Origin of the sequence: Devosia sp. (assembly GCF_028290645.1) — a bacterium.
GTDB lineage: Bacteria > Pseudomonadota > Alphaproteobacteria > Rhizobiales > Devosiaceae > Devosia_A.
In genome coordinates, this window is record NZ_JAQGJL010000101.1 from 21,075 (window position 1) to 29,621 (window position 8,547).

General features: G+C 68.0%; 9 protein-coding genes and 1 tRNA gene. 5 read left to right on the forward strand and 5 right to left on the reverse strand.

Annotation, left to right across the window (positions count from 1 at the left end; all coding sequences use genetic code 11):
* Positions 1 to 37 precede the first annotated feature (37 nt).
* Together JWQ89_RS05905 and JWQ89_RS05910 are read left to right on the forward strand one after the other, a co-directional pair.
* A complete protein-coding gene (locus tag JWQ89_RS05905) occupies positions 38 to 730 on the forward strand; it encodes a YafY family protein (protein ID WP_299639250.1) in 693 nt (230 codons plus the stop codon).
* Between the two features lie 115 nt (positions 731 to 845).
* Positions 846 to 1,922, forward strand: coding sequence for a D-alanyl-D-alanine carboxypeptidase family protein (locus JWQ89_RS05910; protein ID WP_299639252.1), 1,077 nt, complete (start codon positions 846 to 848; stop codon positions 1,920 to 1,922).
* Positions 1,923 to 2,093: 171 nt separating this feature from the next.
* Here JWQ89_RS05910 and JWQ89_RS05915 read toward each other — a convergent pair whose 3' ends face one another.
* From JWQ89_RS05915 to JWQ89_RS05925, 3 genes are all read right to left on the reverse strand, one after another.
* Entirely contained in the window at positions 2,094 to 2,321 is a 228-nt protein-coding gene (locus tag JWQ89_RS05915) for a sulfurtransferase TusA family protein (RefSeq protein ID WP_299639254.1), read from the reverse strand.
* A complete protein-coding gene (locus JWQ89_RS05920; RefSeq protein WP_299639256.1) occupies positions 2,311 to 2,793 on the reverse strand; it encodes a CAP domain-containing protein in 483 nt (160 codons plus the stop codon). The genes JWQ89_RS05915 and JWQ89_RS05920 overlap by 11 nt, the downstream gene beginning before the upstream one ends.
* 39 nt (positions 2,794 to 2,832) lie before the next feature.
* Positions 2,833 to 2,909: transfer RNA gene (locus JWQ89_RS05925), tRNA-Arg, on the reverse strand.
* A 191-nt stretch (positions 2,910 to 3,100) separates the two neighbouring features.
* Between JWQ89_RS05925 and JWQ89_RS05930 the strand changes: the two genes are divergently transcribed.
* Complete coding sequence (locus tag JWQ89_RS05930; RefSeq protein ID WP_299639258.1) at positions 3,101 to 3,526, forward strand: OsmC family peroxiredoxin; 426 nt, start codon at positions 3,101 to 3,103, stop codon at positions 3,524 to 3,526.
* A gap of 3 nt (positions 3,527 to 3,529) precedes the next feature.
* On the opposite strand, the gene JWQ89_RS05935 is transcribed toward JWQ89_RS05930, so the two are convergent.
* The gene (locus tag JWQ89_RS05935; RefSeq protein ID WP_299639260.1) at positions 3,530 to 4,243 is read right to left on the reverse strand and encodes a hypothetical protein; all 714 of its coding nucleotides are present in this window, start codon (positions 4,241 to 4,243) and stop codon (positions 3,530 to 3,532) included.
* 180 nt (positions 4,244 to 4,423) lie between these two features.
* Between JWQ89_RS05935 and JWQ89_RS05940 the strand changes: the two genes are divergently transcribed.
* On the forward strand, positions 4,424 to 5,197 hold the full coding sequence (locus JWQ89_RS05940) for a thermonuclease family protein (protein WP_299639262.1): 774 nt from the start codon (positions 4,424 to 4,426) through the stop codon (positions 5,195 to 5,197).
* Positions 5,194 to 6,663, forward strand: a complete 1,470-nt coding sequence (locus JWQ89_RS05945) for a M48 family metalloprotease (protein WP_299639264.1) — start codon at positions 5,194 to 5,196, stop codon at positions 6,661 to 6,663. The genes JWQ89_RS05940 and JWQ89_RS05945 overlap by 4 nt, the downstream gene beginning before the upstream one ends.
* A 53-nt stretch (positions 6,664 to 6,716) precedes the next feature.
* Here JWQ89_RS05945 and JWQ89_RS05950 read toward each other — a convergent pair.
* The coding region (locus tag JWQ89_RS05950; RefSeq protein WP_299639266.1) for a helix-turn-helix transcriptional regulator at positions 6,717 to 8,547 on the reverse strand (1,831 nt) is incomplete at its 5' end.

The following is an 8,547-nucleotide window of genomic DNA, read 5'->3' on the forward strand; positions in this document are numbered from 1 at the left end:
CCGCCACCGGTTTTTGTCAGCAGCGGTCGGACCCTGAATGGCGAGGCGCTCGGAACGGTTGCTCAACCTGATGCAGGCGCTGCGCCGATGGCGCCGGCCGGTGGCCGGACAGGTGCTGGCCGAGGAGATGGGCGTATCGCTCCGCTCGGTTTATCGCGACATCGAGACGCTCAAGTCCATGGGTGCGGCGATCGACGGCGAGGCGGGGGTCGGCTTCCAGCTCCGCGCCGAGCATTTCCTGCCGCCACTGATGTTCACCGACGAGGAGCTCGAGGCGCTGGTGCTTGGCCTCCGCGGCCTGATCTACGGGCCGGACAGCGACATGGCGGCGACGGCCCGCGATGCCAGCGCCAAGATCGAGGCGGTGCTGCCCAGGCAGAAGCGCGACGAGATGCAGTCGGTCGGGCTGTTCGTCATCCCGCGGCGCGACACCGCTGCCGACAATCCGCTCGGCACGCTCAGGCGGGCGCTCCGCGAGGAGAGACAGGCCTGGCTCGGCTACCGCGACAAGAGCGGGGCGGTCAGCGAGCGGACGATCTACCCGGTGGCGCTCGCCTATTTCGAAGGCCACCAGACGCTGGTCGCCTGGTGCACGCTGAGGAACGATTACCGCAGCTTCCGCATCGACGGCATCACCGCCCTCGAACTGCTCGATGCACCGCTGCCCGAGCCGCGGCGAACGCTGTTCCACCGCTGGTCGAGCGCCCGAAATCTGCCGGATTTGACCTAGAGGAGACAGCGTAACTTTCAAATTCCTTTGAGGGGCCGCTGGCGGTGATTGAGCGACGCAGCGGGCGTTGCTAGAACCCGTGCCGGCCCAGAGAACATTTTTATCCGGAGGCGCCTTGCTCGCGCGTGTATGCCGGCGCTTCGTCGCCAGCCTGTCGGTCCTCCTCGCCATCCTGGGCACAACGCCTGTCTGGGCGAATCCCATGTTGCTCGTCGACGCGACGACCTTCGAGGTCCTCTACTCCGACGATGCCGGCCAGCCCTGGCATCCCGCCTCGCTGACCAAGCTGATGACCGCCTACGTGACCTTCGCCGCCATCAAGGCCGGGCGGATCGGGCTCGATGATCCGATCAAGATCTCGAGGAACGCCTGGAACCAGGCGCCGGCCAAGTCGGGCCTCAAGGTCGGCTCGTCGATCACGCTGCGCGACGCGCTCTACATCATGGTGGTGAAATCGGCCAACGACATCGCGGTCGCCGTCGCCGAGGCGGTGTCCGGGTCGGTGCCGAAATTCGTCGACGAGATGAACGCGATGGCCGGGGCCATGGGTCTCTCGGCCACCCATTACGTCAATCCCAACGGCCTTCATGCCGATGCCCAGGTGACCTCGGCGCGCGACCTGGCGATTCTCGCCCTGATCATCCGGCGGGACTTTCCAGAATATGACGACATGTTCCGCACCGAGACGGTCCGGCTCGGCAAGGCCAAGCTCGAATCGAACAACGGGCTGCTGCTGCATTTCCCCGGCACTACCGGCATGAAGACCGGCTATGTCTGTTCCTCGGGTCTCAACATCGTCGCAACCGTCGAGCGCGGCGGCCGCAACATGCTGGCCGTGGTGCTGGGCGGCTCGTCGGCGCGCGAGCGCAATGAAATGACCGCGGAGCTCTTCCTCCGCGGGTTCTCCGGCGCGGTCAACGGCACCGGCAAGAACGTCGTCCAGCTCCAGAACGTGGCGGCCGAACCGGTCGACATGCGCCCCCAGATCTGCGGCAAGCAGGCCAAGGCCTATGTCGCCGAGCGCGAAGCCGCATTCCCGATGGGGCTCAAGGGCCAGCCGAGCTACCTGACCGACAAGATCGACGGCAAGGTCTATGTCGCGACGGATTTGGGCATTGCCGTCGACGGCGTTCCCCTGCCAAGGCCGCGCCCGACCTGGGCCCCGGCAGCGGTTGCGGCGGCGGACGAGTAGACCAAACTGAAGCGGAGAGCCCCCTCCCAGCCTCCCCCATAAAGGGGGAGGCCCGCCGGTGAGTTTGGCAAGATCGTGCGCCACTCTCGATGCGGCACCTCCACTTTAGGGGGAGGGATGGGGAGGGGCCGTCTCCATCAGTCAGGTGGGGTGGCCACACGCTCAGTCCGCTCACCCCTTCACGATCCCGAACCGCAGCACCTCCCCCTCGGCGCTCACCTCGCACCTATGCCCATTCTGCCTGCAGAACAGCGGGATATCCACCTTTGCCATCGGGTCTGTCGCAAGCACGACCAGCGCCGCCCCCACCCCCAGCTGCGACAGCCGCTTTTCCATCTTCAGCACGGGGAGCGGGCATTTCAGCCCGCGGCAGTCGAGGATTTCGGCGTCAGTCGTCAAGCACGAGCACCCAGTAGACGCCGTGGGTCGAGTTCGGATCGTAGGCGACGCCGAGGCCGGCGCGCTTGGCCGTCGCATCGGAAATCGCCGCAGCATCGGCAGGCACGTTGCGCCAGCCTGAGAACGCCTCGGCAAACGTCGTGTAGCCGGCGCTGAGCCGCATCACCACGGCGCCCGGCGGCAGGATCGGCTGCGCGCCGGTCTTGGCATAGTTGGTGGCCAGCGACTGCGCCGTGCCGTCGAGCACGGTATCGCCGCGAACGTCGGCGGCCCCCTGCGAGCGGCGGAAATCGTTGAGCAGGAACAGTGCCTCGACCCGGTTGAGCTTGGCTCCCGGCGCGTTCATCGGCGCCGTCAGGCCCGCCGACAGCTGGCCGCCGCCGCCACCGCCCATCGAACAGGCGGCGAGCCCCCCGGCAAGCGCGGCGACGACCGCGAAGCGGGCGAGGGCAGCATGACCCTTGTGGAACATATGTCGGACTCCTTCAACGGCCGGGGAAGTCCGGCATGCTGGTGACCCCGATGAGATTCGAACTCATGGCCTCAGGATTAGGAATCCTGCGCTCTATCCTGCTGAGCTACGGGGTCATGAGGCAATCGCATAGCAAAAGCTGGGCCCGGTGCAAACCTCAACGTTGCGAGGGCTGGCTTTAGGGGGTTCTTGCGGCGAATTGATGCCGCTTGCCGAGGCCGCAGCAGCGGCGGGAACTGATGCTCGCCGCCGCATTTTCTAGGGTTCGGGCGGCCGCTTTCGGTCTCCCTGAAACCGGAGACCCACGATGAAGCGCACTGCCACTGCCAACTGGACTGGAACGCTACGCGAGGGGGCAGGAACGCTCGATGTACAGAGCGGCGCGTTCGCCGACCTTCCCTATACCTACAAGGGGCGCTTCCTCGATGAAACCGGCCGCTCCGGCACGAACCCCGAAGAACTGATCGCGTCCGCCCATGCCGGATGCTTCGCCATGGCGATCGCGCAGCGGCTCGCCGACAACGGCACCCCGGCGGAGCACCTGAACGTCGTTGCGGCTGTGGAGCTGATTCCCGGCACCGGCATTGTCGGCAGCGCCCTGACGCTCGAGGGTAAGGTTCCCGGCATCGATGATGCGAAATTCCAGCAGCTGGCCGCCGACGCCAAGGCCAATTGCCCCGTCTCGAAGGCGCTCGCGGCGATCAGCGTGACGCTCGAAGCCAAGCTCGTGTGAGCCTCACGCGTGGCGCCAGTCCGGCCAGGCGGCGACCGAGTGGACGCGCCGGCTGGTGCGGCTCTCCTCGCCGAACGGCGCGACCTCCCATTTCCAGCGGAGGCCGGTCCGCGGCACCTGCCGGCCATAGAGCAGGTCGGCGCTGTCGCGCACCACGCCGTGGCGGTTGAAGACGCGGTAGTCGAGGTCGGTGATCAGCGTGACCGGGCATTCGAGCCGCGCCAGTGCATCGAGATGGCTGTCGACGACATGGCGCTCGCGCCCCGGCGGAGCGGCGCGGGCCACCTGGCTGACGAGGTTGGCCGAGATCACCCAATCGAGATCCGCGATCCCGTCGAGCAAGCCCAGCGCCTCCGGATTGGTCTCGGGCGACAGGTCGCGCCACTGGCGCTCGACATTGCCGTAGCGATCGATGCGCGGACCGATCACCGACAGATGGATGCGATCGACGAGGATGACGCGGGCGAAGGTCCGCGCCAGCGATTCGACCGGGATGTCGAACAGCGCGCCGGAACCCAGCACCGCGACGGTACGGCGGCGGGAGAAATCGTCGATGGTGGTGTCGATCAGCCCGCGCGAGTTGGCCAGGTGCGGGGCCCATGCCCGGGTCTGCCGCTCGCCGCGGGCCCACAGCCCGATGGCTTCGCCCAGGTAGGGGCGGAACGCCGGCGGCGTCGTGCGGTAGCTCGCGGCATAGACGAAGAGTTCGGCGAGCATCGATGGCGGATCCGGCAACAGAATTGGGGTGATGGTAAGGAGAAGTGGCGCGGGTGCAACATTCCTTGTCGCCTCGCCATCAAGCGGAAGAATTTCGCCGCAATTTCGTGCAGTTTGCGTTGGCGTCGGATGGGGCCAAATTTGCTTGCTCGGGATGTGGTCAGAATTGCTGCGGCTGCGGTGCTCGCCGTCATGCCGTTGAGCGCCCAGGTCATGGGCTGTGATGGCCTCGTCGACGGCCCCAAGGGGGTCGTGGCCTCGGTCGCCGACGGCGACACGGTGGTGCTCGACAGCGGCGTCGTGGTCCGGCTGATCGGCACGCAGGCGCCCAAGCTTCCCCTGGGTCGCGAGGGCTTCGAGGCCTGGCCGAAAGCCGAGGACTCCCGTCAAGCGCTCGAAAAGCTGGTGCTGGGCAAATCCGTCCGGGTCCGCCATGGCGGCGAGCGCATCGACCGGCACGGCCGCACCCTCGGCCAACTGTTTGTCCTCGGCGAACCCGAACTCTGGGTGCAGCAGCGGATGATCGCCGATGGCTGGGCGCGGGTCTATTCCTTCCCCGACAACCGTGCGTGCCTGACACAATTACTCGCCTCAGAGACGCAGGCCCGGCTGATGAAGCTTGGCATCTGGGCCGATCCCTATTATCTGGTGCGGCGGGCGGATCGGCCGGCCGAGCTGGCCGGACGCCTTGGTCACTACGAACTGGTGGAAGGTCGGGTGCTCCTCGCCGATGAGGCACAGGGGCGCATCTACCTTAATTTTGGCCGATCGTGGAAAGAGGACTTCACCGCCGTGATAGACAGGGCGGCGATCAACCTGTTTTCCCGTGCCGGTCTCGACCCGCTCAAGCTCGAGGGCGCCCTCGTGCGAATCAGAGGCTGGATGGACGACCGCGATGGACCGCGGGTCGAGGTCACCCATCCAGAGCAGATAGAGGTTCTCCTCGCTCCATGAGCTCGCGTTCGATCATCAAGGCGTTCGGCGTCCCCCTGGCAGCATCGCTGCTGGCTGTGCTCGCAGCCTGCTCGAGCTTTCCCGGCGTGACGGTCAGCCGTACCGGGGACGACAACGCGCCGGTCGTCTCCAATTCGGACGATCCCGAGGAAGACGCCATCGGGGCGCGCGAGCATCCGCGCATCGTCGCCTCCTATGGCGGCATCTATTCGGACCGGCAGGCCGAGATCATGATCGCCCGGATCGTCGGGCGCCTGCTGGCGGCCGCCGACCAGCCCAACCAGAAATTCACCGTCACCATCCTCGATACCGCCGAGGTCAACGCCTTCGCGCTGCCGGGGGGCTACGTGTACGTCACCCGCGGCATCCTGGCGCTCGCCTCCGATACCTCGGAGATCGCGGCCGTGCTGTCGCACGAGATCGCGCACGTGACGCTGAAGCACGCCCGCGCCCGCACCAACCGGGCGCGGACCAACGAGATCGTCGACAAGGTCGTGTCCGGGGTGTTCGGCGCCGATACCGCCACCGACCAGGCTTCGAACCGCTCCAAGATGTCGCTCGCGGCATTCAGCCAGCAGCAGGAACTCGCCGCCGACAAGGAAGGCATCCTCACCTCCGGCCGCGCCGGCTACGATCCTCATGCGGCAGCGCGGTTCCTCGGCGCCATGGGCCGGTTCGCGCATTTTTCGGCCGGCGATGCCGACCAGCAGGGCGATTTCCTCTCCTCGCACCCCTCGACGCCCGACCGCATCCAGAAGGCGATCGAGACCGCCCGGGCCTTCTTCGGCGCGCCCGGGATCGGGGAAACCGACCGGCTCGGCTACATGGCGGGCATCGAAGGCCTCGCGTTCGGCGACAGCCCGGCGCAGGGCGCCGTGGTCGGCCGGCGCTACATCAACCCGACGATGAAGTTCACCTTCGAGGTGCCGTCCAACTACACGCTGCAGATCTCGAAAGGTGCGGTGGTGGGCGTTGCCGGCGAGGGCGAGGCGGTGCGCTTCGACAGCGCCGAGGTTCCGGCCTCGATGGGCCTCGAGGACTATCTCAAGTCCGGCTGGATCGCCGGGTTGCAGCCCTCGACGGTGCGGAGCGAGAGCGCCAACGGCTTCGACATGGCGACCGGCGTGGCCGTGACGCCGCAATGGAACTTCCGCGTCGCCGTGGTGCGCCATGACGGCCGCGTCTATCGCTTCATCTTCGCCGCCAAGTTCGACAGCGCCGCCTTCTCCAAGGCTGCTGAGACAACGCTGAAGAGTTTCCGCGCCGCGACCGCCAAGGATATCGGCCAGGTCAGGAAGCTCGTCGTCCGCACCATCACCGCCGGCACCGTCGACACCGCCGATTCGCTCGCCCGCAAGATGGCCGGGCTCGGCCGCGGCACCGACCTGTTCTACATCCTCAACAACCTCTACCCCGGCGACACGCTGGTGGCCGGGCAGAAATACAAGATCGTCGCCGTCGAGTAGCAAGCCACAGGCCCGGGGCTTGGCTGCGCTCTCCGATCCTCCGGCACCAGTCCTCAGATCAGCCCTGCATTCCGCGCCGCGGCGCTGGCTTCGGTGCGCGAGTGGGCGCCGAACTTGCCCAGCACCGCCGCGACATGGTGGTCCACGGTCTTGGGCGAAATGGCGAGTTCGGCGGCGATGCGCTTGCTCGACAGGCCCCGGCCGACCAGCATCAGCACTTCCATCTCGCGCTGCGTCAGCCCCAGCGCATTGGCGCGGGTGGACTGGCGCGGGCCGTTGCCGACATTGGCGATGCCGCTCCGCCGCATCAGCGTGCGCGTCCGCTCGGCGAACGGGCCGGCGCCCAGTTGCTCGAAGATCAGCAATGCCTCACGCTGCGCCGCCTCGTCGCCGTCGAGCAGCGCCATGGCGCGGTCGAACGGCGCGCCGAGTTCCCGCCAGCGCGCCGCGGCCCCGGACCAGTCGCCGTCGATTTCGGCGCGATAAGGCTGCGCCAGGCCGGTCAGGTCGCCGAACTCGTCGCCGGGGGCGAGCCGCCGATGCCAGGTCAGCAGTTCGCCGTGGACGGCGCGACTCTTGGCCATCCCCTCGGCCCGGCGGATCGCCGCCAGCGCTTCGCCAGGGTCGCCCCGGCCCAGCCAGGCGCGCTCGGCAAGCAGCGTCGCGAACGGGGCCAGCCGCTGCAACTCCCGGTTGGTTTCGAGGAAGCGCCGCGCCTCCTCGATCAGCGGCTCGACCTCGCCCTCGCCGCGCCTGAGCCTCAGGCGCGCCACGGCGAGGACGATGGTGATGCGCATCAGCCCCTCTGCCTGCTCGTCGCCGATCACCGGCAGCGCCGCCTCGGCCGCCTCTGCCCACAGCCCCTGGCGCAGCAGCAGTTCGACCAGCCAGCCGCGCATGTAGTAGTGCCAGGTGTCGAGGTCGCGATCGACGCAATAGGCGATCCCCGCCTTCAGCACGCGGCGCGCATTGGGATAGGCGAGCGCGTTGATCTCGAAGCACCCCAGATTGGTGTAGGTGCGGGCCGCATGCTCCTGGAAGTTGTGCGCGAGCGCAATCTCGAGGCTCCGCTCGAGGTCGGCGCGGCCTTGTGCCGGCTCCTGCCACATACGGGCCGAGCCCATGTTGTTGAGCGCGTGCGAGACGATGTCGGGCCGCCCCAGCGCCTCGCCGAGCGCGATGGCTGACTGGCCGTGCCGCAGCGCCGGCTCGAGATCGTCGGCCAGCATGGCGAGGTGCGCGAGGTTGGAATAGGCCATCGCCAGTTCCGCCCCCGGTGTCTCGCCCTCGAGCAGGGCGATCGCCGCGGCGCCATAGGTTTCCGCGTCGCCGCGCTTGCCGGCAAGATAGCTGAGCCGCGACAGCCAGCGCAGGCTGTCGCCCTCAAGCAGCCGGTCGCCCAGTCGCTGGTAGAGCGCACGCGCCCGTTCCTGCGAAGTTATGGCCTCGCCGATGCGGCCGATCAGGTGACATTCGAACGCATAGCCGGTGTGGATCGAGGCCTGCTCCTCGAGGGTGAAGTCGCCGGCCAGCGCCAGCATCGCTTCGTAATGCGAGGCGGCTTCGCGGTGGGCGCCGCTGCGCGAGGCTTCGTGGGCGGCCCTGGGCGCCAGTTGGCGCAGGGCCTCGGTGTCGCGCGCCTCGGCCGCGTGGTGGGCAAGGCGCGCCACGGGCGTGCCCTCGATGGCGCGCAGCACGCCCAGCACCGCCGCATTGAGGCTCTGCCGCCGATGCGGCAGCAGCGCCGCCTCGACGGCACGCCGGGAAATCTCGTGGCGGAAGGCGAAGCTGTCGCCGGTCTGGTCGAGCATGCCGCCCTCGACGCATTCGGCCAGCGCCTCGCGGCCGCCATAGCCGAGCAGCGTCGCAAGGATCGCCGCCTCG

Coding starts and splice junctions, on each gene's coding strand:
- JWQ89_RS05905 (WP_299639250.1), top strand. CDS start 38: ATGGCGAGGCGCTCGGAACGGTTGCTCAACCTGATGCAGGCGCTGCGC.
- JWQ89_RS05920 (WP_299639256.1), bottom strand. CDS start 2,793: ATGTTCCACAAGGGTCATGCTGCCCTCGCCCGCTTCGCGGTCGTCGCC.
- JWQ89_RS05930 (WP_299639258.1), top strand. CDS start 3,101: ATGAAGCGCACTGCCACTGCCAACTGGACTGGAACGCTACGCGAGGGG.
- JWQ89_RS05935 (WP_299639260.1), bottom strand. CDS start 4,243: ATGCTCGCCGAACTCTTCGTCTATGCCGCGAGCTACCGCACGACGCCG.
- JWQ89_RS05945 (WP_299639264.1), top strand. CDS start 5,194: ATGAGCTCGCGTTCGATCATCAAGGCGTTCGGCGTCCCCCTGGCAGCA.